Genomic DNA, 22,724 nt, shown 5'->3' with positions numbered 1-22,724 from the left:
CCGCACCTCGGTTACGCTGGAATTCATGACCAGCGCGGAGCACGTGGACGTCCTGATCGTGGGCGCCGGCCTGTCCGGCGTCGGCGCGGCTTGCCGGCTCCAGGAACGGCTGCCGGGCAAGAGTTACGCCGTGCTCGAAGCGCGTGACACGATCGGCGGAACCTGGGACCTGTTCCGGTACCCGGGCATCCGCTCCGATTCGGACATGTTCACCCTCGGTTACCCGTTCCGGCCGTGGAAGGACGCGAAGGCGATCGCCGACGGGCCGTCGATCCTGAGCTACGTCCGCGAGACGGCCGCGGCCTACGGCATCGAACAGCACATCCGGTTCGGCCACCGGGTGGTGCGCGCTTCGTGGTCGTCGGCCGAAGCCCGGTGGACCGTGTCGACCGCGCACGGCGCCACGTTCACCTGCCGGTTCCTGTACCTGTGCAGTGGTTACTACGACTACGCGGGCGGGCACGTCGTCGACTTCCCCGGTCGTGCCGAGTTCGCGGGCGAGATCGTGCACCCGCAGCACTGGCCGGCCGAGCTGGACTACGACGGCAAGCAGGTCGTGGTGATCGGCAGCGGCGCGACGGCGGTGACGCTCGTCCCGGCGATGGCCCCGCGCGCGGCGCGCGTCACCATGCTGCAGCGGTCGCCGTCGTACATCGTGGCGCGCCCGGGGCGGGACGCGCTCGCCGACCGGATCCGCGCGCTGCTGCCGGAGAACCTCGCGCACCGGGTGGTGCGCGGCAAGAACGTCGTGATGGGCACGTTCTTCTTCCAGCTGATGCGGCGGCTGCCGGACTGGGCGTCGCGGACGCTGCGTGACAGGGTGGCGGCGCAGCTGCCGGCGTCGATCCCGGTGGACCCGCACTTCGTGCCCGGCTACGCGCCGTGGGACCAGCGGCTGTGCCTGGTGCCGGACGCGGACTTGTTCCAGGCGCTGCGTTCGGGCAAGGCGGACATCGTGACCGACCGGATCGCGCGGTTCACTCCCGGCGGCGTGCTCTTGGACTCCGGCCGCGAGTTGCCCGCGGACGTCATCGTGACGGCGACCGGGCTCCGGCTGGTGGCGTTCGGCGGGATCACGCTGACCGTCGACGGCCGCGAGATCGAGCCGGGCGAGCAGCGGGCGTACAAGGGCATGATGTTCGGCGGCATCCCGAACCTGGCGTGGTGCGTGGGTTACACGAACAACTCGTGGACGCTGCGTGCGGACCTGACGTCCCAGTACGTCTGCCGCCTGCTGGAACACCTGGACCGCCGGGGGTTCGTGTCATGTACTCCGGACGCGGCGGCGGCCTCGGGCGCGGGCCGCCCGCGCCCGATCGTCGACCTGGCGTCCGGGTACGTCAAAAGGGCCGCCGCCGACCTGCCGAAGCAGGGCGGCCGACGGCCCTGGATGATGCGCCAGAACTACCTGCTGGACTTCGCGGACATGCGCTTCAACCGCCTGGACGACGGCGTGATGCGCTTCGGCCGCGCGGACTCCCCGGCGCGAGCTTCCCGCTGAGGCCTTGCGGTTCGGGCAGCGGAGGCACTCCGGCAGACGGTTTTCGTGCTCACCTCGGCGACCCAGCCCAGGGCGCTACAGCCGAAGTGACGGCAGCAGACCGGGCCCCGGAACGTGTGGTTCCGAGGCCCGGTCGATGCGTTGCGTAACCCGCGGGTCAGCCCTGGCGGCCCTTGGCACGCGGGTTGTCCTTGTTGATCACGAACACGCGCGTGCCGCGGCGGATCACCTGGGCGCCCGGCTGGCGGGCGAGCGAACGAAGCGAACTGCGGACCTTCATGGTGAGCCGTCCCTTCCTGGTCGGCGGTGCGGGCCCGAATGCGTCCCACGGTGGCTTCAACAGCGGCCGGGGTGGGTTTAATCCCGCAACTCAGCTGTTCTCGCGGGCCGCCCAGGCCTGCAGGTCGTCGCCTCGGACAGCCGCGGCCATCAGCTCTGGGAACTGGTCCGGGGTGCACGCGAACGCCGGGACGCCCAGCTCGGCCAGGGCCGCCGCGTTCTCGTGGTCGTACGACGGCGCGCCCGAGTCCGACAGGGCCAGCAGCGTCACCACCTGGACCCCCGAGCCGACCAGCTCGGCGACGCGCTGCAGCAGCTCGTCCTCGTCGCCGCCCTCGTAGAGGTCGCTGATCAGCACCAGCAGCGTCTGCTCGGGGCGCCCGACCAGGCCCTGGCAGTAGGCGATCGCGCGGTTGATGTCGGTGCCGCCGCCCAGCTGGGTGCCGAACAGCACGTCGACCGGGTCGGCGAGGTGCTCGGTGAGGTCCGCGACCTCGGTGTCGAACGCGACGAACGACGTCTTCAGCGCGCGCATCGACGCCAGCACCGCGCCGAACAGCCCGGAGTACACCACCGACTCCGCCATCGAGCCCGACTGGTCGACGGCCAGGATCACGTCGCGCTGCACCGCCTGCTGCCGCCGGCCGAAGCCGATCAGCTTCTCCGGCACGATCGTGCGCAGCTCGGGGGAGTAGTGCTTGAGGTTCGCGTGGATCGTGCGCGCCCAGTTGATGTCGCCCGGACGCGGCCGGTGTGTGCGCGACGCCTTGTCGAGCGCGCCCTTGATCGCCGCGCGGGTGCGGTCGGCGAGCCGCCGCTCCAGCTCCTCGACGACCTTGCGGACGACCTCGCGCGCGGTCTCCTTGGTCTCCTCGGGCAGCACGCTGTTGAGCGAGAGCAGGGTGCCGACCAGGTGGACGTCCGGCTCGACCGCCGAGAGCAGCTCCTTCTCCAGCAGCATCCGGGTCAGCCCGAGCCGGTCGACGGCGTCGCGCTGCATCACCTGCACGACGGTGCTGGGGAAGTAGCGCCGGACGTCGCCGAGCCAGCGCGCGACGCGCGGCGCCGACGCCCCGAGGTTCGCGCTCCGCGGCCCGCCGGCGGCGTCCTCGTCCGGCTTGTCGTAGAGGGCCGCCAGGGCCTTGTCCACCCCACTGTCCTCTTCGGACAGCTGGGCGTCGGCCAGGCCCGAGCCTTCGGCGCCTTCGCCGCCCAGCACCAGCCGCCAGCGACGCAACCGGTCCGTGTCCACGCTCATGCCCCCACCCCCAGCAAAGTCGCCATGACGGGCAGCACCCGCTCGGCCCGTTCCTCGTCCAGTTCGTCAGCTGTCGGCACGACGACCCGTGCGGCGCCGGTGAGCCCGGCCGCCCGCTGTCCGATCGCGCGCTTCTCGGGACTGCTGAACGCCCCGAAAGTCCGCCGCAGCAACGGAAGCACCTCGGTGAAGACGTCGGCCGGGATCGCCGCGAGCCAGGCGTCGATCACCCGCAGCAGGCCCTCGTCGTGCACCAGCAGCAGCGCCCCGCCGTCGAAGAAGCCTTCGACGTATGCCGCGCCCGCCGACGGCGTGACGCCCGGCGTGAGCGCCCGGCCGAGCCGCAGTTCGATGTCGAGGGCGCCGAGCAGCCCGGCGTCGTGCAGGATCCGGGACAGCCGCCCGGACAGCAGCGGCGGCAGCGCCGGGCGTTCGGCCAGCCGGGCCAGCGCGGCCAGCCAGCGGTCCTTCGCCTCGTCGCCCAGCAACGCGGTCGCGTCGTGGACGCCGTCGATCAGCTTGCAGAACCGGGCCGCGGCGTCGTCGTCAATGCCGTGGGTCGCCGGCGGGAGGCCGGCGCAGACCCGCTCCAGCATCCGCAGGGCGACCGCGCGCAGCGCGCCGGTGTCGGTGCCGCGGACGTCGCCGTAGCGGGTCGCCCGGGCCAGCGCCGGCAGCGCGGACATCAGCCGCGCGACGTCCGAGTCGGCCGCGGCCCTTGCGTCGAGCGCCGCGAGCGCGTCGGGCAGCGCGTCGGCCAGGTCGGCGAGCAGGCAGTTCTCGACGGCGGTGGTGACCTCGTCGAGCGGCGGGGTGCCTTCGACGGTGTCGCGGACGGCAGACGCCGCCGCCGACGGCACGGTGGTGCCGTGCACGGCCGCCGCGACGAGGTCGACCTCGAACGACGGTTCCCAGCACAGCGCCCAGGTCTCCCGGAACGTGCCGCGGTTCCGCCGCGCCGACGCCTCCCGGCTGCCCCACTCGATGCCGAGCACGCGCAGCCGGTGCAGCAGCCGCGAGCGGTCCAGCCCGCCCGGGGTCCGCAGGTCGAGGTCGAGCTCCTTGACGATCGGATCCTTCTTCAGCCGCAGGCGTTTCGCGGTCGCGGTCAGGTCCGCGGCCAGCGGCGGCTGCGGCACGTGGTCCGGCACCTCGCCGAGGCGTTCGCCGACGACGAGGCGCCGGGTGACCAGCCCGACCTGCACGTCGTCCCCGCCGCACAGCACCGACCGGGTGGCTTCGGTGACCTCCGCCAGCCCCGCCGACGACCGGCCGCGCAGCGCGGCCAGCGCCTCGGCCAGCCGGACCGCCTCGATGACGTGCGCGGTCGAGACCGGCAGGTCCTCTTCGCGCAGCACGGCCGCGACGCCCGTCAGCCAGCGCGTCGTCACGTCCTCGGCCGTGGTGAAGAGGTGGTGGTACCAGCCCGGTGACAGGACGCCCGCGCCGTAGCCGCTGGCCGTGGCGAGGCGCCCGTGCGTCCACGGCACCCAGGTGCACGCGACCTTCCGCTTGGGGAGTCCTTTGAGGACGGCCGCGTCGTGCGACGCCGGCGGTAGCGGGTCGGCCAGCGCGGGCACGTGCCACGCCCCGCACACGACGGCGATGTTCTCGAAGCCGTCCTTGCGCGTGCGGCGCAGCACCGAGCGCATGTGGGCCTCGCGCCGCGCTTCGTTGCCCTGCGGCGGCTCTTCGTCTTCGCGCAGCGCGGTCATCGCCTCGGCGATCACCTCGAACGGCGACGCGTCGTCCCGCCGCGACTCGACGACGTCGTCCCACCAGCGTTCGGGGTCGTCGTAACCACCCGCGGCCGCCAGCCCGGCGAGCGGATCGCCGTGGGGCGCGCCGAGGTCGTCCGGCCCGGCGGCGAACGTGTTCGCGGCCGGCAGGTCGCAGAACCGCACCGGGACGCCGGCCTCGCGGGCGTACGCAAGCGCTTGCCACTCGGGACTGAAGACCGCGAACGGCCAGAACGCGGCGCGCGAGACGTCGTCGGTCGCGTACGCCAGCAGCGCCACCGGGGGCGCCATCGCCGGGTCCTCGGTCAGTTCGACGAGCGCGTCGGCCTCCGGCGGCCCCTCGATCAGGACGACGTCCGGTGCGAGCTCCGCCAGCCGCGCCGCCACGGCCCGGGCCGAACCCGGACCGTGGTGGCGGATGCCGAGCAGGTGCGTAGTGGTCACGAAATCTCCTGGCCGGCCCGGTAGAAGTCGGCCCAGCCGTCGCGCTCGCGGACGACCGTCTCCAGGTACTCCAGCCAGATCGCGCGGTCGGCGACCGGGTCCTTGACCACCGCGCCGTGGATGCCGGCCGCGACGTCGTGCGGGCGCAGGACGCCGTCGCCGAAGTGGGCCGCCAGGGCCAGGCCGCCGGTGAGCACGCTGATCGCCTCGGCGGTGGACAGCGTGCCGGACGGCGACTTCACCGCCGTGCGGCCGTCTTCGGTGCGGCCCGAGCGCAGCTCGCGGAACACGGTGACGACCCGGCGGATCTCGGCCAGCTCGGCGGCCTCCGCGGGCAGCTGCAGCGACGTGCCCAGCTCCCGGACCCGGCGGCTGACGATCTCGACCTCCGCCTCCGCGCTGTCCGGCAGCGGCAGGACCACGGTGTTGAACCGCCGCCGCAGCGCGCTCGACAGCTCGTTGACGCCCTTGTCGCGGTTGTTCGCCGTCGCGATCATGTTGAACCCGGGCCGCGCCTGCACCTCGTCACCCAGCTCCGGGATCGGGAGCGTCTTCTCGGACAGGATGGTGATCAGCGTGTCCTGGACGTCGGCCGGGATGCGCGTCAGCTCCTCGAGCCGGGCCAGCTTGCCGTCGCGCATCGCACGCACCACCGGGCTTTCGACGAGGGCGGCCGCGCTCGGGCCCTCGGCGATCAGCCGGGCGTAGTTCCAGCCATAGCGGATCGACTCTTCGGACGTGCCCGCCGTGCCCTGCACCAGCAGCGTCGAGTCGCCGCTGATCGCGGCGCACAGGTGCTCGGACACCCACGTCTTCGCCGTGCCGGGCACGCCGAGCAGCAGCAGCGCGCGGTCGGTGGCCAGGGTGGCGACGGCGACCTCGATCAGCCGCCGCGGGCCGACGTACTTGGGCGTGATCACGGTGCCGTTCGGCAGGGTGCCGCCGAGCAGGTACTCGACGACGGCCCACGGGGACAGCAGCCAGTTCGGCGGCTTGGCCCGCTCGTCGGCGGCGGTCAGGGCGGCGAGTTCGGCGGCGTGGTCCTGTTCGGCGTGCGGCCGGAGGACGGTGGCGGGGGCGGTCATGCGAGCTCCTCGTACATTTCGCGGCGGAAGTTCAACGTTTCGGTGAGCGCCCGGCGCCACGGCCCGGCGTCCATGGTCAGCCGGGTGGTGGCCAGCGGGTGGCGCAGGCAGCCGGGCGGGACCGCGCGGGCGATCACGACGGCGGCGTGCGAGACCAGGCGGTGGTCGTCCTGGCGGGCGATCCAGTCGAGCAGCGCGGTGCCGAGCTCGGCCGTCCACGGCCGGGGCAGCTCGTGCACCAGCCGGGCGAACGACTCGGTGGGCAGCCGCCCGACCAGGTGCGCGATGGTGGTGGCCTGGCTCGCCGGGCTCAGCACGCCGAGCAGCGGCGGGGTGGTGCGCCCGCCGGGGTCGGCGCCGATCAGGGCGTGCGCCCAGGTTTCGTCGCCCTGGCGCAAGGTTGCGGACGCCCAGGCGTCACGCAGGACGCCGGGCGGGCAGCCCTCCACGGTCATCCGCACCACCTCGGCGGGCGGCCCGAACTCCGTCCAGAACGACAGCGGCGCGGCGGCGATCAGCGTGCGCAGCCGGACGGTGCCCTCTTCCCGGCCGCGTTCGGTCCGGGGCAGGGAGATCTCGAGGATCCGGCCCCGGCGGCGGACGAGCGGGCGCAGCCGTTCGGCCATCCGGTGCCCGTGGCGCGTGTCCGGCAACCGGCCGAGCAGATCCGCGGCCTTCTCGCGGACGGCGGCCGCGCGGTCGGTGAGGGCGGCTTCGAGGAAGTCCTCGTCGGCGTCCCGGACGTGCCCGGCGAGCACCCCGAGGAAGTCGGCGCGGACGTCGCCGGGCTCGCTCTTCCACGACGTCGTCAGCGCCTCGCGGGCCGTGTCCGGATCGTCGGTCAGCCGCGCGGCCAGCCAGCGGCGGCGCTGGGCGAGGCTGCCGTACTGCCAGACGTCACCGGACTCCTCGGCGGGCGCGGCTAGGAAGGCCCAGTCGGGGTTGCGCTGCCCGAGCCACGCGCCGAGGGACCCGGCGATGGCGACGAGCGGCCCCCGCAGCCCGGTCTTGGTCCGCGCGGCTTCGGCCAGCAGGGGCAGGAACTCCGGCGGGACGCGGTAGGGCGTCCCGGCCAGGATGCCGAGCCACTCCTGGAGCAGGTCGGGGTGGCTCGCGGCCAGCAGCCGGGCGAGCCGTTCCCGCGCGAGAGCGGGCACGAACGGCCGCTCGTCGGGCGCGGCGGCGGGCAGCGGCTTGACGTCCCCGAGCGCCCGCCGCCCGGCCCGCCGGTAGGTGGTCAGCACCGCGGCGGCGGCCAGCAGCTGTTCCGCGGGCTCGTCGCGTTCGGTGGCGAGCTCCCGGACCGCGGCGGGCTGGGTGCTCAGGTCGAGCGGGCGCCGGCGGGTGCCGAGGAGCGCGGTGCCGACGAGGTCGTCCCAGGCTTTCACGAGCGCACCTCCTTGGTCTGCGGGTGGGGGTTCGGTGGACCGGCGAGCGATCCCGGCACGGGTGCGTATCGGGTCGGCTCGCGTGTCTGGGGAGACGACACGTGTGCTTGAAGGGTCGACACGCGTGATTGGAGGGTCGACTCGCGTGATGGGGGAGTCGACACGCGTGATCGAAGGGTCGACACGCGTGTTTGTAGGGTCAGCTCGCGTGTCTGGAGGGTCGATACGTGTGTCTGGAGGGTCGGTTCGCGTACCCAAGGGGTCGACTCGCGTGCCTGGAGAGTCGGCTCGCGTACCCAGAGGGTCGGTTCGTGTGCTTGGGCGGTCGACTCGCGTGATTGGTGGGACGACACGCGTGTCTGGGGGGTCGACACGGGTGGTTGGAGGGGCGGCGCGGGGCTGGTTTGGGTCATAGCCGCACCGCTCGGTTCTCGTGCCAGCACGTCAGCGGGCGCAGGCCCGCTTGGCTCCATTCCGCCGCCACCGTCAGCGGGCCGCCCGCCGACAGCGCCAGCAGTGACCACGGGAACGCGTACGGCACCAGGGGGAGCGCTGCTCCGTCCTTTTCGGACAGACACCAGCCGCCGGCGTGTTCGGCCGGGGTCACCTCCGACAGCAGGACCGGCCAGCGTTCCAGCCACGGGTCCGCCGCCATCGCCCGGGCGTACGCCGCCAGCGCGCCGTCGATCGAGCCGCCCTCGGCCGACGGGGCCGGCAGCGGAATTCCCTTTTCCGCCACCAAGGCGCGCAGCGGCGCGGCACCCGGGTAGAACGCCAGCTCCGCCGCCAGCAGGTGCCCGGGCGGCAGCGACGCGTCGAGCGGACGGCCCGGCGGCGCGAACGAGAGCACCAGCGCGTCGCGCCCCGTGAGCCGGCCGCGCAGCCAGGTGCGCCGGGTCAGCAGGCGGTCGTTCTCCTCGTCGGCCGCGCCGGTGATCAGCCACTCGTCCGAGACGCGCTCGCCGCTCTCCAGGACCCGCGCCGTCTCGACCGAGAACCCGAGCCGCGTCCGCACGGTTTCCGCCAGCTCCGGCGGCAGTCCGCTCAGCCGGCCTGCGGCGTCCGCGAGCAGGAACAACAGCGACAGCTCGGCCAGCAGCGCGTCCGGCCAGTCGCGGCGGCCGACGATCCCGGCCGCCCGCCGCAGGCCGCCGGCCAGGCCCGACGCCTGCGCGTCGACCATCCGGGCCGCGACCGTGCGCAGCTCCTCGGCGCCGTCGCGGTCGAAGCCCGCGAACCCCGCGCCGACCCGGTCGGTCAGCCACACCTTCAGCTCCGCGATACCGCCTTCGACGCGCGCCGCGCGGCCTTCGGCCCGCTTCGCCGCGGCCTCTTCGTCCTTGGGGCCCGCGGCTTCCGCGCGTTGCTCCGCCTTCCGCGCCCGGTCCGCCCGCTCGGCGAGCCACGTGCTCACCCACTCCGGCGGCGCCTCCGCGGCGACCTGCCCGGCGGCCCACATCAGCAGCAGCCCGACCGCGTGCTTGCACGGGAACTTGCGGCTGGGGCAGGAACACCGGAACGCGGGCTCGGCCAGCTCGACGCACGTCTGGTACGGCTTCTTGCCGCTGCCTTGGCAGAAGCCCCAGACCGCGTCCTCGTTCACGCCCGCGCCGGACCACTTCGCCGGTGTCGCGAGCGCCCGCCCGGCCTTCTCCGAAGCGGGATCCGGTGCGAGCCCGGCCACGCGTTCCGCGGTCCACGGCACCGCCGTCACCACCTGTCCCCCCACTGGTTTCCTTTGCTGTCCGGTCGGTTTCCCCGGGCGGAAGGCCCGGGGTGGCTTACCCGACGAAGCATGCCAGTACCCACCGACAATTTCCGTGAGCGCAGGTCAGTCCGGGTTCGGCGGGGTCGCGATCTATGCTGGGCCGCCCCGGAGGTGAGTGTGGACGCGCGGCAGCTCGAGTACTTCCTCGCCGTGGTCGACCACGGCGGGATGAGCCGGGCCGCACACGCCCTCTACATCGCGCAACCCTCGCTCTCCCAAGCCGTCCGGGTCCTCGAACGCGATCTCGGCACCCGCCTGTTCGACCGCGTCGGCCGGCGGCTCGTGCTGACCCAGGCCGGGCACGCCCTGGTCGAACCCGCCCGGCAGATCGTCCGCGGGCTCGACGCCGCGCGGGCCGCCGTCGACTCGGTCGGCGGGCTCGAGGCGGGGCGGGTCGAGATCGCCGCCATGCCGTCGCAGGCGGTCGAGCCGCTCAGCGGGATGATCCGGCGGTTCACCGCGCGCCACCCCGGCCTGACGGTGGCCGTGCGCTCGGCGTTCACCCCGGACGACGTCCTCGGCATGGTCCGCGGCGGCGTCACCGAACTCGGCCTCGCTGCCGGTCCCGAGCGGCTCGAAGCCGCCGGGCTCGAAGTCATCCCGTGCGGCCGGCAGCGGTTCGTGCTGGTCACCGGGCCGGACGCGCCGTTCCCGGACGGCGAGCCGGTGCGGCGCGAGCAGCTCGACGGTCGACGGCTCATCGTGGGCCAGCCGGGCACCGGCATGCGGCGGCTCGTCGACGACATCCGGGCGGGCGGCGTCGACGTCGTGCCGGTCGTGGAGACCGAGCACCGCGAAGCCATCCTGCCGCTGGTGCTGGGCGGGGTCGGGATGGCCGTGCTGGCCGACTCGTGGACGTCGCTCGCGGAGCGGGCCGGGGCGCGGGTGTTCGCGCTGGATCCGCCCGCCCACCTGCACGTCGCGCTGGTCGGCCGGGCGGCGCTGACGCCGACGGCGGCCGCGTTCGTGGCCACGATCGATAGGCCGAGCCTATCGGACGGACCGTGATCCGGTCTTGGACGCGGGCCACCGCCGCCTGCTGACATCGAGGGCATGACCTCCCACCGCATCGCCCTCGTCCCCGGCGACGGCATCGGCCGCGAAGTGACCCCGGCGGCCTGCGCCGTGCTCGACGCCGCCGGCGCACGGCATGGCGTCGCCTTCCGCTACGACGAGTTCGACTGGTCCTGCGAGCGCTACCTCGCCGAGGGCGCGATGATGCCCGCCGACGGCCTCGACCGCGTCCGCCAGCACGACGCGCTCTTCCTCGGCGCCGTCGGCGCGCCCGGCGTGCCCGACCACATTTCCCTGTGGGGCCTGCTCATCCCGCTGCGCCGCGGCTTCCGGCAGTACGTCAACCTCCGCCCGATCCGGGTGTTCGACGGCCTCGACAGCCCGGTCCGCTGCGCTCGCGACGTCGACTTCGTCGTGGTCCGGGAGAACGTCGAGGGCGAGTACAGCGAGATCGGCGGCCGCCTCAACCGCGGCCGGCCCGACGAACTCGCCGTGCAGGAGGCCGTCTTCACCCGCCCCGGCGTCACGCGGGTCGTCGACTACGCTCTCGACCTCGCCCGGCGTCGTCGCGGGAAGCTGACGTCGGCGACGAAGTCCAACGGCATCGTGCACACCATGCCGTTCTGGGACGAGATCGTCGCCGAGCGCGCCGCCACGCGGCCCGAGGTCGACGTCGAGTCCGAGCACATCGACGCCCTCGCCGCGAAGTTCGTGCTCGACCCGGGCCGCTTCGACGTCGTCGTCGCGTCCAACCTCTTCGGCGACATCCTCAGCGACCTCGCGGCGGCCGTCGCGGGCGGGATCGGCCTCGCGCCGGCCGCCAACCTCAACCCCGAGCGCGACTTCCCGTCGATGTTCGAGCCGGTGCACGGCTCCGCGCCGGACATCGCCGGGCGCGGGATCGCCAATCCGATCGGCGCGATCTGGGCGGCCGCGCTGCTGCTGGACCATCTCGGCCACGCCGAAGCCGCCGCCGACGTCGAACGTGCGCTCGCCGCGGTGCTGGCGAAGACTCGGCTGCGCACGCCCGACCTGGGCGGCACCGCGACGACGGTGAGCTTCACCCGCGCGGTGCTCGACGAGCTGGGAGGAGCCCGATGAGCGTCCCGCTGCCGTTCCGGTACCGCACAGTCGACGCCGGTGTGCCGATCCGCTGCGCGATCGGGGGCGAGGGCCCGCCGATCCTGCTGCTGCACGGCTACCCGCAGACGCACGTGATCTGGCACGCCGTCGCGCCGCTGCTCGCGGAGCGTTTCACGGTCGTGGCGACCGACCTGCGCGGTTACGGCGACAGCGGCAAACCCGCTCCCACCAACGGAGACGCGGAGTACTCGAAGCGGGCCATGGCAAGAGACCAGGTGGCTGTGATGGCCGAACTCGGCTTCGACCGCTTCGCCGTCGCCGGGCACGACCGCGGCGGCCGCGTCGCGCACCGGCTGGCCCTCGACCGGCCGGACGCCGTGCGCGCGCTGGCCGTGCTCGACATCGTGCCGACGCGGCACGCGTTCGCCTGCGCCGACCGGGACTTCGCGACCGGTTACTGGCACTGGTTCTTCCTCACCGCGGGCCACGGCATGCCGGAGCGGATGATCGGCGCCGACCCGGAGTTCTGGATCCGCGCCCGGATGACGTCGCGGCACGCGGGCGGCACGCCGTTCGACCCGGCCGCGATGGCCGAGTACGTGCGGTGTTTCGACGAGGAGTCGATCGCCGCGTCCTGCGCGGACTACCGGGCCGCCGCAACCGTCGACCTGGAGCACGACGAGGCCGACGCCGGCCGTCTCCTCCAGGTCCCCGTCCGGGCGCTGTGGGGCGAGCGCAGCTTCGTCGGCTGTAGCTATGACGTCCTCGACGTCTGGCGCGGGTACGCCGGAGACGTCACCGGCCGGGCCCTGCCGTCGGATCACTACCTGCCCGAGGAGGCCCCGGCCGAGGTCGCGGCCGAACTGGCGGAGTTCTTCGGTTGACTCCGCGCGGTGTTCCAGCACTAGAACTGAGGCGGCGATCGCCGAACTGCGCCCGGTGCACCCGCCGGTGCTGGCCGGCCTCGCGAACAGCCCCGTCGTCCCGCCCGAACGGCTCGCCGTCGCGCTGGCCAGGCGCGCGGAAGCCGTCGACGCGCGGCACCCGGGAAGCTCAAGTCCGTGCTGCGGCAGCCGGTGTCTCAGTAGTCCGTGGTGGCCGGCCAGGTGTCGTCGTGCAGCAGGCGCTTGAGGATCTTGCCCGTCGCGTTGCGCGGCAGGTCCGGCACGAAGTAGACGTCACGAGGCACGGCAAAACGGGCCAGGCGGTGGTGGATGTACTGCCGGATGTCCTCCGCGTGCAGGGAAGCGCCGCGCCGCGGGACGACGTAGGCGGCCAGTCGCTGGCCCCACTCCGCGTCGGCCACGCCGACCACCGCCGCGTCGTGCACGCCGGGCAGTGCGACCAGGGCTTCTTCGACCGGGCGCGGGAAGACGTTCTCGCCGCCGGAGACGATCATCTCGTCGGCTCGGCCGGTGACGAACAGCCGGCCCGCCGCGTCGAGGTAGCCGACGTCACCGGTGGCCATCAGGTCCGCCGCCCGCGCCGGGTCCGTGCCGGAGGTGTAGCCGTCGAACAGCATGTCGTTGCCGACGAAGATCTGGCCCTCGCCGCCCGGGGGCACCGGCTTGCGGTCCTCGTCGAGGATCGCGACGCTCGTGCCGAGCGGGCAGCGGCCCGCGGTGGTCGGGGCGGCGCGCAGGTCGGCGGGGTCGGCGATGCTCGCCCAGGAGACCTCGGTCGAGCCGTAGAAGTTGTAGAGGACGTCGCCGAAGGTGTCCATGAAGGACGTCACGAACGCCCCGGACATCGCCGACCCGCTGCTCGCGACGATCCGCAACGACGACAGGTCATAGCGCGCGCGGACGCGTTCGGGCAGGTCCATGATGCGCTGCAGCATGATCGGCACGACGAACAGCGCGTCGCACCGCTGCTCGGCGATCGTCCGCAGGGTCTCTTCGGCGTCGAACTTGCGGACCAGCGCGAGCGGTGACCGCAGGGCCATCCCGATCTGCATCGCGGCCAGGCCCCAGCTGTGGAACAGCGGCGCCGCCACGAGGATCCGGTCGCCCGAGCGCAGCGGGATCCGGTCGAGGATCGACGCGGCCGCGCCCATGCCCTTCGGGGTCGGGCGGCGCGCGCCCTTCGGCGTCCCGGTGGTGCCGGAGGTGAGCACGATCAGCCGGCCCGGCCGCTCCACGGGCTTGGGGCGGTCGGCGGGGGCGGCCTGGATCAGCTCGTCGACGGTCGGGTAGCCGGTCTCGGAGTCCGGCCAGGTGCTGATGCGCGCGAAGTCGCCGGGGACGTTCGCGATGGTCTGGGCGAACTCGTCGTCGGCCAGCACGGCGGCCGGGCGGTGTTCGGCCAGCACGTCCTTGACCGACGACGCGGAGAGGCCGGTGTTCAGCAGGATGACGTCGGCGCCGAGCTTGCTGGCCGCGACGAACGACTCGACCATCGCGGAGTGGTTGCGGCACATGAGCGCGATCCGGTCGCGCTCGTTGACGCCGAGCTCGGAGAGCGCGTTGGTGAGCCGGTCGCTGCGTTCCTGGACCTGGCCGAAGGTGCGGACGTTGCGCTCGTCGTGCAGCGCGGGCTGGTCGACGGCGCGGGCCGCGGCGGCCTGGTAGCCGCCCGCGACGGTCGCGCCCCACTGCGCCACGGAGTTGAGCTGGCGCGCCAGCTTGTCCGGCCGGCCGGGGCTGAGCACCCCGGCGCGCACCAGGATGCCGGTGGTGCGGATCTTGGTGGCCTTGACGCCTTCGCGGTCGGCGTCCGGGTCGGCCCGACCGGACAGGTGCAGGTCGAGGCGCCGCGCGACGACGCGGATGTCCTTCTTGATGGACGACACCAGCTCCATGTGCGCCGGCTGCAGCATCATCCGGACGAACAGCTCGGTCTTCCCGCCGGCCAGCGGTCTCAGCTCCAGGGACACCCACGTGCCGTCGTCGGGGACTCCGCACCACACGACGTGCTCGCCCGGCCGGTACACGACGGCCTGGATCTGCGTCTCCAGCATCGGGCGGCGCTCGGGGACGATCCGGATCAGGCCCTTGGGACCCCGGCCGCGCGAGGCCGGTTCCTGGACCTCGCACCAGCTGATCTCCGGAACGAACCGGGAATACCACTCCGGCGATCCGACGATCTGCCACACCACCTCCGGCGGATGCCCGACCACGGCACTCGCCTCGATCACATCGTCACGCATCGTCTGCCCTCACCGAAGTCACCGAACACACGTTCAGGTCACGGAGGCGTTACGGTAGCAGCAAACGGGTGAGCACGGATACTCCGAACGGCATGATACCGGAGAGTAACGGACACTCTTGGTGGGTGTTTGCACTGTCCACAGTGTACCGATGAACGGTGTTTACCGAGTCTGGCAGGACAAAGCGCACGCTCAGTAGAAGCCCTAAAAGATCTTCACCCGGTCAGTGGCGGTACCGAGCGACCAGTTCGGATCCGAGGCGAGCCAGCTCCGCACGTACGGATTCCGGACCTTCGACCTCGATCAGCGCACCCCAGCCGGCCAGCTCCTGGGCGATCATGATCGGCGCCGGCGCGGCGACCCGGACGCGCACGCGGTCGCCCGGCAGCTCACCGATCAGCTCGCAGTGCCGGCCGAACCGGTCGCGCAGCACCCGGAGGTACCGCCGGTCGAGCACAACGTCCGCGGTCAGCGGGGAGCGGCGTTTTTCGACTTCTTCGACGACTTCTTCCCACACCCGCGCCAGTTCGAGGTCCGACGGCCGGTCCGCGACGGCGTCGATGGGCTTGGCCGCGGTGATCCGGTCGACGCGGAACGTGCGGCGGCCCTTCTCGGTACCGGCGACGAGGTACCAGACGTCGTCCTTGTCGACCAGGCCCCACGGGTCGACGAGCCGCTCCGACGTCTCGCGCCCCGCGTACGTCAGGCGGACCTTGCGGCGCGCGATGACGGCGTCCCGCAGCGCCTCGACCATCGGCGGCCGGGCCTTCGGCCGCTCGCCCCAGCCCGCCTGGTCGACGACCACCGCGTCCGCCGCGGCCTCGGCGTCCGCGCGGAACGTGCCGGGCAGCGCGCCCATCAGCTTGCGCAGCGCCGACTTCACCTCCGGCGCGATCGCGGCCGCGGGGCCGGCCAGGAGGAACAGCGCCTGCGCCTCACGGGAGGTGAGGCCGGACAGGTCGGTCCGCGCGCCGCCGACGAGCTGCCAGCCCCCGCCCCGGCCGGGCTGCGGGTAGACGGGCACGCCGGCGGCCGAGAGCGCTTCGAGGTCACGGCGGGCGGTCGCGACGGAGACCTCCAGCTCCGCGGCCAGCTCGCCCGCGGTGACGCGGCCGCGGGTCTGCATCAGCAGGAGGGTGGCCACGAGGCGGTCGGCGCGCATGGGAGCAGTCTCGCAAACAAAGTGCTCACTCGGTGCGCACTTTCAGCCCGCATGCTGTCCCCACACCGAAGGAAGAAGGAGCAGACATGCTGCGAGGAATGGCCACCGTCTCGTACTTCGCCGACGACCACGCGGCCGCGCAGGCCTGGTACACGGAGTTCCTGGGCATCGAGCCCTACTTCCACCGCCCCGGCTACGCCGAGTTCCGCCTCGGCGACTACCAGCACGAACTCGGCCTCATCGACCGCAAGTACGCACCGGCGGGCGCGGACACACCGGGCGGCGAGATCGTCTACTGGCACGTCGACGACCTCGAGGCGACGGTCGCCCGGCTCCACGAGCTGGGCGCGAAGGAGTACGAGCCGATCACCGAGCGCGGCCCGGGCTTCGTGACGGCCTCGGTCGTCGACCCGTTCGGCAACGTCCTCGGCGTCATGACCAACGTGCACTACCTGTCCGTGCTGACGGAACGTTCATAGCTGCGGCGACCACTGGATCTTCCCGGGTTGTGGGTTCCGCGCACATGGCTCGTCGCCGGTGGCGCGCTTACCGTTCCCGTCCATGACCAGCGATCTGGACGGGCGCACCGCCCTCGTCACCGGCGGGGCCGGCGGTATCGGCCTGGCCTGCGTCCGCGCTCTCGCCGCGGCCGGGGCCAAGGTGCACGTCGTCGACGTCGACGCGGAGAACGCCGAGGCCGCGGCCACCGAGGTCGGGGGGTGGGCGCACGCCGTCGACCTCACCGACGCCGACGCCATCGACGCGCTCCCGGCCGAGGTCGACATCCTGGTCAACAACGCCGGGATCCAGCACGTCGCGCCGCTCGAAGACTTCCCGCCCGCGCAGTTCGCGCGGATCCAGGCGCTGATGGTCACCGCGCCCTTCCTGCTCATCCGGCGGAGCCTCCCGTCGATGTACGCGCGGGGCTGGGGGCGGATCGTCAACATGTCGAGCGTCCACGGGCTTCGCGCGTCCGCCTACAAAGCCGCGTACGTCACCGCGAAGCACGGGCTCGAAGGGCTTTCCAAGGTCGCCGCGCTGGAGGGCGCGGAACACGGCGTCACCAGCAACTGCGTCAACCCCGGCTACGTCCGCACCCCGCTCGTCGACGGGCAGATCGACGCGCAGGCCGCCGAGCACGACATCCCGCGTGAGGACGTCGTCGCCGAGGTCCTCCTCAAGCGCGCCGCGATCAAGAAGCTCATCGAACCCGGGGACGTCGCTTCCCTGGTGACGTGGCTGTGCTCGCCGCACGCCGGCCACGTCACCGGGGCCTCCATCCCGCTCGACGGCGGCTGGACCGCCGCCTAGAACCCGTCCGCCACAAGGAAGTGGAGCCCGTTTTGGACGCCGAATCGCACGCCGCAGTGAGCCAGCCCCCGCGGTCGGCGATCGCCAAGATCGTCGGCGCGAGCCTGATCGGCACCACCATCGAGTGGTACGACTTCTTCCTCTACACCTCCGCCGCCGCGCTGGTGTTCAACAAGGTGTTCTTCCCGACGGCGAACCCGCTCACCGGCACGCTGCTGGCGTTCCTCACCTACGCCGTCGGGTTCCTCGCGCGGCCGATCGGCGGGCTCGTCTTCGGCCACTACGGCGACCGGCTCGGCCGGAAGAAGCTCCTGATCTTCAGCCTGGTCCTGATGGGCGGCTCGACCTGCCTGATGGGCGTGCTGCCGACGTACGCCACCGCGGGCGTCGCCGCGCCGGTCCTGCTCACGCTGCTGCGCCTGGTCCAGGGCTTCGCGCTCGGCGGTGAATGGGGTGGCGCGGTGCTGATCGTCTCCGAGCACGGGGACGCGAAGCGGCGCGGGTTCTGGGCGTCGTGGCCGCAGTGCGGCGCGCCCGGCGGCAACCTGCTCGCCACCGGCGTGCTGGCGATCCTGTCCGCCACGCAGTCCGACGCGACGTTCCTGGCCTGGGGCTGGCGGGTCCCGTTCCTGCTTTCCGGGGTGCTGCTGGTGATCGGCCTGTGGATCCGGCTGGCCGTCTCGGAGTCGCCGGTGTTCCTGGCCGCCCAGCGCCGCGCCGAGGAACGGCCCGGGAAGCACGTCCCCGTCGTCGAGGTCTTCCGCGACAGCTGGCGCCAGGTGCTCGTCACGATCGGCGCGCGGATGGCCGAGAACGTCTCCTACTACGTGCTGACGGCGTTCATCCTCGTGTACGTCACGACCGGGCTGCACCTGGCGAAGGGCCTCGGCCTGAGCGCGGTGCTGATCGGCTCGGCCGTGCACTTCGTGACGATCCCGTTGTGGGGCGCGCTGTCGGACCGCGTCGGCCGGCGTCCGGTGTACTTGTTCGGCGCGATCGGCATGGCCTTGTGGGGCTTCGCGTTCTTCGCGCTGCTGGACACGAAGTCGGCCGCCGTGATCGTGCTGGCGACGACCGTCGGGCTGGTGCTGCACGGCGCGATGTACGGGCCGCAGGCCGCCTTCTTCGCCGAGCAGTTCCCGACCCGCGTCCGCTACACCGGCCTTTCCGTCGGCGGGCAGCTGTCGTCGATCGCGGCCGGGGCCGTCGCGCCGCTGATCGCCGTGGCGCTGTTCCAGAGCTGGGGCAGCACGATTCCGGTGTCGCTGTACGTCGCCGCGATGTGCCTGATCACGGTCGTCGCGCTGCTCGCCTCCCGCGAAACGCGTGGCGAATCCCTGCACGACGACGACGTCCAAGCGGAGACGGCGACCGTTTCGCCCTAGCATGACCGCCGTGACCGCACCCTCGGACGCGCTGCGCCGGCTGCTCGACCTGCTCGCTTCCGGGGCGAGCACCGAGCAGCTGGCGCACGTCGTCGTGGCCGCGCGCGCCGAGGGCGCCCTCGCCGCCGCCGACCTGACCGCGCTGGCGAACGCGGGCGAGCTGGCCCTGCGCATCCGCGAGACGCTGGCCGAGCACCGGCGGCGCGAGGCGCAGCTGGTCGCGTTGTTCGACACCGCGAGCGAGCTGGCCGGACTGTCCGAACCGGACACCGTGCTGCGCTCGATCGTCCGCCGCGCGCGGGCGCTGCTCGGCGTCGACGTCTCGTATCTCAGCCTCAACAACGAGGCCGAGGGCAAGACCTACATCCGGGTCAGCGACGGCTCGGTGTCGGCGGAGTTCCAGCAGATCGTGCTCGGCATGGGCGAGGGCCTCGGCGGGCTCGTCGCGCAGACCGCGCGGCCGTACTCGACGGCGGACTACTTCACCGACGAACGCTTCCGGCACACCCGCCACATCGACTCCGGCGTCAAGGACGAAGGCCTGACCGCGATCCTCGGCGTCCCGCTGGCGATCGGCTCGAAGGTGCTCGGCGTGCTCTTCGCGTCCGACCGCAGTGCGCGCGAGTTCTCCGCGGACGAAGTGGCGCTGCTGTCGTCGCTGGCCGACCACGCGGCGATCGCCCTGGACAGCGCGAACCTCCTCGACCAGACGCGCCGCGCCGTCGCGGAACTCAACGAGGCCAACGCGACGATCCGCGCGCACAACGAGGCGATGGAACGTGCCGAAGACGCGCACGACCGCCTCACCGACCTGGTGCTGCGCGGCGGCGACCTGCCGGACGTCGCCGCGGCGGTCGCCGGCGTGCTGCGCGGCGCCCTCACGGTGTTCGACACCGAAGGTGCCGTCCTGGCGCACTCGGCGGACCCGGCGCGCCACGACCCGGCCGCGCTCGCCGCGTCGCGGGCGGCGGGCCGGGCCGTGCCCACGGTGTCCGATGCGGACTCCTGGGTCTGCTCGGTGCAGGCCGGTCCGGAGCTGCTCGGCAGCCTGGTGCTGACCGGCCGGGCGGACCTCGCGGACCCGGACCGGCGGCTGTTCGAACGCGCCGGCGTCGTGACGGCGTTGCTGCTCATGCTGCGGCGGTCGGTGGTCCGGGCCGAGGACGAGGTCCGCGGCGAGCTGCTGACCGACCTGCTCACCGCGCCCGGCCGCAACCCGCGCGCACTGCTCGCCCGCGGCCGACGGCTCGGCATCGACCTCGCCGTGCCGCACGCGGTGCTGGTCGTGCACGCCGACGACGTCTCCCGGCGACGGCTCGCGAGCGCCGCCGTCCGGCACGCGACGCTGGTCGGCGTGCACGCGGAGGAGGTCGTCCTGCTGGGCACCGGCGATCCGGGCGAGCTGGCCCGCCGCGTCGCCGCCGATCTCGGCGCAGTGACCGGGCGCCCGGTCACCGTCGGCGCGGCCGGTCCCGGCGCGGGGCCCGAAGCCCTGGCCGCGGCCCACGCCGAAGCGGCGCGGTGCGTGCGGGCGCTGCTCGCGCTCGGCCGCGCCGGCGAGGGCGCGGACATGGCCGGCCTCGGTTTCCTCGGCCAGCTGCTCGGCGACCAGGCCGACCTCGGCGCGTTCGTCCGCGCGACGCTCGGCCCGGTCCTCGGCTACGACGAACGCCGGGGCACCGAGCTGGTCGCGACGCTGCGCGCGTACTTCGCGAGCGGTTCGCAGCTGGCGCGGACGAAGGACGTGCTGCACGTCCACGTCAACACCGTCGTGCAGCGGCTGGAACGGATCGCGTCGCTGCTGGGGGAGGACTGGCAGGCGCCGGACCGGGCCCTGGAGATCCAGCTGGCGCTGCGCCTGCACCGCCTCGGTTGAACGACCCACACCGGGCCGCGTTCCCGGCGGATACCCTGCTCCTCCCATGAAAATCCGCGCCCTGCCCGAACTCGCCGTCGCCGCCGCGGCGACGGTCGCGGGCCTGTGGGGCTACTTCGCGTTCTTCCTCGACGGCGACGTCGACAGCCAGGGCACCGGTGTGGCGATCCTGCTGGGTGCCTACGCCGTCAACGGCCTGCTCCAGGTGTCGCTGGCCGTGTACGTCCGCGCGGACCTTTCACCGCGCGGGAAACTGGTGTGCGACATCGACTCCTGGTCGTCCCGGGACGGCGAGCCCACCGGCCGGCGGGCGGCACTCGCGTGGTTCGGCCCGGTGGCGGCCGGGCTCGTGGTGATGCTCGTGGCCACTCCGGCGTCGACGCCCTCGCTCGACGAGGACTTCGGCATCCACACGTCGATCGTGCTGCTGACCCTGCTCGGCTCGGCGGCCGTGCTGCTGGGTGCCTTGGTGTGGCCGTTCGCGGTCCTGCCCCTGACGGCCCTGGCCGGCGTGCTCCTGCCGGGACCGGCGTGGCCGTCGCGGGTGGAGATCCTCACCCGCTCGTGGCTGCTGCCCGTGACGGTCGGCTTCGGCACGGTCATGACCTTCGGGGGTGACATCAACGGCTCGGACCTCGGGTACTGGCTCGTCGTCGACTTCGGCCTGCCGGTCACCCCCGCCGCGTTCCTGGCGGTGCTCTCGGTCGCCGCGATCGTCGCGCTGATCGTCGGCCACCAGCGGGCTAGGGCACGGCGAGCACGATCTTGCCCCGCCGCGGCCCGGCCACCGCGTGCGCCGCGGCCGCTTCGGCCAGCGGGAACACCGCCTGCACCGGCACGTGGAAGCGTCCCTCCTCGAACAGCGCGGCAGCCTGTGCGAGACCGTGCCGCCCGTCCGGCTGACCGCCGAGCGCGCCGACCGAGACGCGGACGCCGTGCTCGGGGCCGCTGAAGTCGGCGAGCGTGACCACCTTCGACGGCGTTCCGGTCAGCTCGATCAGCTCCGGCAGTGACCCCTTTCCAGCGACGTCAAGAGCCGCGTCAACCGGCCCGGTGACGCGTTCGCGCAGGCCGGGGCCGTAGTCGACGGGCTCGGCACCCAGCTCGGCGAGGAAGTCGCGGTTCTCCGGGGCGCCGGTGCCGAGCACCCGCGCGCCGCGGGCCAGGGCCAGGCCGACGGCGAGGCTGCCGACCCCGCCGGTCGCGCCGTCGATCAGCAGCGTCGAACCCGGGCCGACGGCCAGGAGGTCGAGCGCGCGGGTCGCCGTCTCGACGCCGGACGCGGCGCCACCGGCCTGCTCCCACGGCATGGACGGCGGTTTCGGCGCCCAGAACGCGAGGACCGCGAACTCGGCGCTCGCCCCGCCGAGGCGGGCGACGTCGACCGTGCCGAACACCTCGTCGCCGATCCCGGGACCTTCGTCGACGACGCCCGCCGCGTCCACGCCGGGGATGTGCGGCAAGGCGATGGGCGAGCGCGACTTCCCGGCGCGGATCGCCAGGTCGACGGGCGAGACTCCGGCCGCCCGCACGCGGATCCGGACCTCGCCCGGGCCGGCGTGCGGCTCCGGCAGCGCACCGACGGACAGAACCTCGGGCGGGCCGAACCGCGCGAAGAAGGCTGCGAACACGATCACTCCTCGTCTCGGGACGTCTGCGCCTACGGTAGGAGTGAGCAGGGGTGACGAGCGGGAAGTGAGAGCCGTGCGGGACGAACCGACTCGGATGCGCCGGGTGGACGCCGAACACAACCGGCGTCACCTGGTGACGGTCGCGCACGCGGCGTTCGCGCGGGACGGCGCGGACCTGCCGGTGCGCGAGATCGCCCGGCGCGCGGGGCTGGCCCCGGCGACGGTCCACCGGCACTTCCCGTCCCGCGACGACCTCCTCGCCGCCGTGCTCGCCGGCCAGGTCGAGCGGTGCGCCCAGCAGCTGCGGGCCGCGCTCGCCGACCCGGACAGCCGCCGCGCGCTGACCCGGACGTTCCACCGCTTCGGCGAATGGCAGGTCCAGGAGCGCGGGCTGGTCGAGGCCCTGGGCGGCCCGGCGTTCGCCGACCGCCGCCGCGAGCACGCCGAGGCGTTCGGCCGGCTGGTCGAGCGGGCCCGCGACGAAGGCGTGCTGCGGCCCCGCGTCTCGGTCGACGACGCGCGGGTCGCGCTGATGGCGATCACGTCGGCGCGGACGACGTCGGTGGCCCGGCAGCTGACCGGGGTGCTGCTGACGGGCCTGCTCGCCGGCTAGCTCCCGGGGAACTGTCGGTGCCCTTCGGTAGCGTGGAAA

At 73.3% G+C, this 22,724-nt stretch carries 19 protein-coding genes; 9 read left to right on the top strand and 10 right to left on the bottom strand.

Annotated features, from left to right (window positions below):
- Nucleotides 1-25: 25 nt before the first annotated feature.
- Nucleotides 26-1,501, top strand: a complete 1,476-nt coding sequence (locus tag OG439_RS21355; protein ID WP_326951120.1) for a flavin-containing monooxygenase — start codon at nt 26-28, stop codon at nt 1,499-1,501.
- Between the two features lie 157 nt (nt 1,502-1,658).
- On the opposite strand, the gene OG439_RS21350 is transcribed toward OG439_RS21355, so the two are convergent.
- The 6 genes from OG439_RS21350 to OG439_RS21325 form a co-directional block, all read right to left on the bottom strand.
- A complete protein-coding gene (locus OG439_RS21350) occupies nt 1,659-1,781 on the bottom strand; it encodes a ribosomal protein bL36 (RefSeq protein WP_247053887.1) in 123 nt (40 codons plus the stop codon).
- A 90-nt stretch (nt 1,782-1,871) separates the two neighbouring features.
- Nucleotides 1,872-3,038 (bottom strand): VWA domain-containing protein, encoded by a 1,167-nt coding sequence (locus tag OG439_RS21345; RefSeq protein WP_326951119.1) that lies wholly within the window; start codon nt 3,036-3,038, stop codon nt 1,872-1,874.
- Nucleotides 3,035-5,221 (bottom strand): DUF5682 family protein, encoded by a 2,187-nt coding sequence (locus OG439_RS21340; RefSeq protein ID WP_326951117.1) that lies wholly within the window; start codon nt 5,219-5,221, stop codon nt 3,035-3,037. Before OG439_RS21340 ends, OG439_RS21345 begins: the two co-directional genes overlap by 4 nt.
- Nucleotides 5,218-6,306 (bottom strand): ATP-binding protein, encoded by a 1,089-nt coding sequence (locus OG439_RS21335; RefSeq protein ID WP_326951116.1) that lies wholly within the window; start codon nt 6,304-6,306, stop codon nt 5,218-5,220. Before OG439_RS21335 ends, OG439_RS21340 begins: the two co-directional genes overlap by 4 nt.
- Nucleotides 6,303-7,694: a DUF5691 domain-containing protein gene (locus OG439_RS21330; protein WP_326951115.1), complete on the bottom strand. Its 1,392-nt coding sequence runs from the start codon at nt 7,692-7,694 to the stop codon at nt 6,303-6,305. Before OG439_RS21330 ends, OG439_RS21335 begins: the two co-directional genes overlap by 4 nt.
- A gap of 409 nt (nt 7,695-8,103) precedes the next feature.
- On the bottom strand, nt 8,104-9,423 hold the full coding sequence (locus tag OG439_RS21325) for an SWIM zinc finger family protein (protein WP_326951114.1): 1,320 nt from the start codon (nt 9,421-9,423) through the stop codon (nt 8,104-8,106).
- A 156-nt stretch (nt 9,424-9,579) separates the two neighbouring features.
- Between OG439_RS21325 and OG439_RS21320 the strand changes: the two genes are divergently transcribed.
- Genes OG439_RS21320 through OG439_RS21310 form a run of 3 tightly spaced genes read left to right on the top strand, consistent with a single transcriptional unit; the run spans nt 9,580 to nt 12,443 of the window.
- Nucleotides 9,580-10,470 carry a LysR family transcriptional regulator gene (locus OG439_RS21320; RefSeq protein WP_326951113.1) on the top strand — a complete coding sequence of 297 codons (891 nt, stop codon included), beginning with the start codon at nt 9,580-9,582 and terminating at the stop codon, nt 10,468-10,470.
- Nucleotides 10,471-10,515: 45 nt separating this feature from the next.
- Nucleotides 10,516-11,577, top strand: coding sequence for a tartrate dehydrogenase (locus OG439_RS21315; RefSeq protein ID WP_326951112.1), 1,062 nt, complete (start codon nt 10,516-10,518; stop codon nt 11,575-11,577).
- Nucleotides 11,574-12,443, top strand: coding sequence for an alpha/beta fold hydrolase (locus OG439_RS21310; RefSeq protein WP_326951111.1), 870 nt, complete (start codon nt 11,574-11,576; stop codon nt 12,441-12,443). Before OG439_RS21315 ends, OG439_RS21310 begins: the two co-directional genes overlap by 4 nt.
- Nucleotides 12,444-12,640: 197 nt before the next feature.
- On the opposite strand, the gene OG439_RS21305 is transcribed toward OG439_RS21310, so the two are convergent.
- The gene (locus OG439_RS21305) at nt 12,641-14,707 is read right to left on the bottom strand and encodes an AMP-binding protein (RefSeq protein WP_326951110.1); all 2,067 of its coding nucleotides are present in this window, start codon (nt 14,705-14,707) and stop codon (nt 12,641-12,643) included.
- A 223-nt stretch (nt 14,708-14,930) separates the two neighbouring features.
- Nucleotides 14,931-15,869 carry a helix-turn-helix transcriptional regulator gene (locus OG439_RS21300; RefSeq protein WP_326951109.1) on the bottom strand — a complete coding sequence of 313 codons (939 nt, stop codon included), beginning with the start codon at nt 15,867-15,869 and terminating at the stop codon, nt 14,931-14,933.
- A gap of 86 nt (nt 15,870-15,955) precedes the next feature.
- On the opposite strand from OG439_RS21300, the gene OG439_RS21295 reads away from it, so the two are divergent.
- The 4 genes from OG439_RS21295 (at nt 15,956) to OG439_RS21280 (ending at nt 20,441) form a co-directional block, all read left to right on the top strand.
- Nucleotides 15,956-16,348, top strand: a complete 393-nt coding sequence (locus tag OG439_RS21295) for a VOC family protein (protein WP_326951108.1) — start codon at nt 15,956-15,958, stop codon at nt 16,346-16,348.
- Nucleotides 16,349-16,430: 82 nt separating this feature from the next.
- Entirely contained in the window at nt 16,431-17,180 is a 750-nt protein-coding gene (locus OG439_RS21290) for a 3-hydroxybutyrate dehydrogenase (RefSeq protein WP_326951107.1), read from the top strand.
- Between the two features lie 56 nt (nt 17,181-17,236).
- Entirely contained in the window at nt 17,237-18,565 is a 1,329-nt protein-coding gene (locus OG439_RS21285) for an MFS transporter (protein WP_326951585.1), read from the top strand.
- A 1-nt stretch (nt 18,566) separates the two neighbouring features.
- Nucleotides 18,567-20,441: a helix-turn-helix domain-containing protein gene (locus tag OG439_RS21280; RefSeq protein WP_326951106.1), complete on the top strand. Its 1,875-nt coding sequence runs from the start codon at nt 18,567-18,569 to the stop codon at nt 20,439-20,441.
- A gap of 180 nt (nt 20,442-20,621) precedes the next feature.
- Here OG439_RS21280 and OG439_RS21275 read toward each other — a convergent pair whose 3' ends face one another.
- Together OG439_RS21275 and OG439_RS21270 are read right to left on the bottom strand one after the other, a co-directional pair.
- Nucleotides 20,622-21,038 (bottom strand): hypothetical protein, encoded by a 417-nt coding sequence (locus tag OG439_RS21275; RefSeq protein WP_326951105.1) that lies wholly within the window; start codon nt 21,036-21,038, stop codon nt 20,622-20,624.
- 146 nt (nt 21,039-21,184) lie between these two features.
- The gene (locus tag OG439_RS21270; RefSeq protein ID WP_326951104.1) at nt 21,185-22,072 is read right to left on the bottom strand and encodes an NADP-dependent oxidoreductase; all 888 of its coding nucleotides are present in this window, start codon (nt 22,070-22,072) and stop codon (nt 21,185-21,187) included.
- 94 nt (nt 22,073-22,166) lie between these two features.
- Here OG439_RS21270 and OG439_RS21265 point away from each other — a divergent pair, with 94 nt between their 5' ends.
- A complete protein-coding gene (locus OG439_RS21265) occupies nt 22,167-22,685 on the top strand; it encodes a TetR/AcrR family transcriptional regulator (RefSeq protein ID WP_442792342.1) in 519 nt (172 codons plus the stop codon).
- Nucleotides 22,686-22,724: the final 39 nt, after the last annotated feature.

The organism is Amycolatopsis sp. NBC_01307, assembly GCF_035975215.1.
Taxonomy (GTDB): Bacteria; Actinomycetota; Actinomycetes; order Mycobacteriales; family Pseudonocardiaceae; genus Amycolatopsis.
Note: the sequence above shows the minus strand (reverse complement) of the source record. Positions and strands in the feature narration are given on the sequence as shown.

Excerpts from the sequence above, each read along its gene's own strand:
- OG439_RS21355 (WP_326951120.1), top strand. The coding sequence starts at position 26 with ATGACCAGCGCGGAGCACGTGGACGTCCTGATCGTGGGCGCCGGCCTG.
- OG439_RS21350 (WP_247053887.1), bottom strand. The coding sequence starts at position 1,781 with ATGAAGGTCCGCAGTTCGCTTCGTTCGCTCGCCCGCCAGCCGGGCGCC.
- OG439_RS21345 (WP_326951119.1), bottom strand. The coding sequence starts at position 3,038 with ATGAGCGTGGACACGGACCGGTTGCGTCGCTGGCGGCTGGTGCTGGGC.
- OG439_RS21335 (WP_326951116.1), bottom strand. The coding sequence starts at position 6,306 with ATGACCGCCCCCGCCACCGTCCTCCGGCCGCACGCCGAACAGGACCAC.
- OG439_RS21315 (WP_326951112.1), top strand. The coding sequence starts at position 10,516 with ATGACCTCCCACCGCATCGCCCTCGTCCCCGGCGACGGCATCGGCCGC.
- OG439_RS21310 (WP_326951111.1), top strand. The coding sequence starts at position 11,574 with ATGAGCGTCCCGCTGCCGTTCCGGTACCGCACAGTCGACGCCGGTGTG.
- OG439_RS21305 (WP_326951110.1), bottom strand. The coding sequence starts at position 14,707 with ATGCGTGACGATGTGATCGAGGCGAGTGCCGTGGTCGGGCATCCGCCG.
- OG439_RS21300 (WP_326951109.1), bottom strand. The coding sequence starts at position 15,869 with ATGCGCGCCGACCGCCTCGTGGCCACCCTCCTGCTGATGCAGACCCGC.
- OG439_RS21295 (WP_326951108.1), top strand. The coding sequence starts at position 15,956 with ATGCTGCGAGGAATGGCCACCGTCTCGTACTTCGCCGACGACCACGCG.
- OG439_RS21290 (WP_326951107.1), top strand. The coding sequence starts at position 16,431 with ATGACCAGCGATCTGGACGGGCGCACCGCCCTCGTCACCGGCGGGGCC.
- OG439_RS21280 (WP_326951106.1), top strand. The coding sequence starts at position 18,567 with ATGACCGCCGTGACCGCACCCTCGGACGCGCTGCGCCGGCTGCTCGAC.
- OG439_RS21265 (WP_442792342.1), top strand. The coding sequence starts at position 22,167 with ATGCGCCGGGTGGACGCCGAACACAACCGGCGTCACCTGGTGACGGTC.